The sequence below is a fragment of the Rhizobium alarense genome (assembly GCF_021555155.1).
Classification (GTDB): domain Bacteria; phylum Pseudomonadota; class Alphaproteobacteria; order Rhizobiales; family Rhizobiaceae; genus Rhizobium_D; species Rhizobium_D alarense.
Window position 1 is genome coordinate 1 of record NZ_JAKGBU010000192.1, and the last position, 791, is coordinate 791.

At 61.7% G+C, this 791-nt stretch carries 1 protein-coding gene; it reads left to right on the forward strand.

Annotated features, from left to right (window positions below; translation table 11 throughout):
- A partial coding sequence (locus LXM94_RS25950; RefSeq protein WP_235774782.1) for an adenosylhomocysteinase occupies positions 1-762 on the forward strand: 762 nt, incomplete at its 5' end.
- Positions 763-791: the final 29 nt, after the last annotated feature.

Below are 791 nucleotides of genomic sequence, written 5' to 3' on the forward strand. Positions count from 1 at the left end.
ATCAACGTCAACGACTCGGTCACCAAGTCGAAGTTCGACAACAAGTACGGCTGCAAGGAATCGCTGGTCGACGGCATTCGCCGTGGTACGGACGTGATGATGGCCGGCAAGGTCGCCGTCGTCTGCGGCTATGGCGACGTCGGCAAGGGTTCGGCGGCGTCGCTGCGCGGCGCCGGCGCCCGCGTCAAGGTAACGGAAATCGACCCGATCTGCGCCCTGCAGGCCGCCATGGACGGCTTCGAGGTCGTGCAGCTCGAGGACGTCGTTTCGTCCGCCGACATCTTCATCACCACGACCGGCAACAAGGACGTCATCCGCATCGAGCACATGCGCGAGATGAAGGACATGGCGATCGTCGGCAACATCGGCCATTTCGACAACGAGATCCAGGTCGCTTCCCTCAAGAACCTCAAGTGGACGAACATCAAGCCGCAGGTCGACATGATCGAGTTCCCGAAGGGCAACCGCATGATCCTGCTGTCGGAAGGCCGCCTGCTCAACCTCGGCAACGCGACGGGCCACCCGTCCTTCGTCATGTCCGCCTCCTTCTCCAACCAGGTGCTCGCCCAGATCGAGCTCTATGGCAACGGCGGCAAGTACCAGAACGAGGTCTATGTCCTGCCGAAGCACCTCGACGAGAAGGTCGCCCGCCTGCACCTCGCCAAGCTCGGCGCACGGCTGACGGAGCTTTCCGACGAGCAGGCCACCTATATCGGCGTCACCACGCAGGGTCCGTTCAAGGCAGAACACTACCGCTACTGATCGTTACCCGACTTATCCACAACATCTAG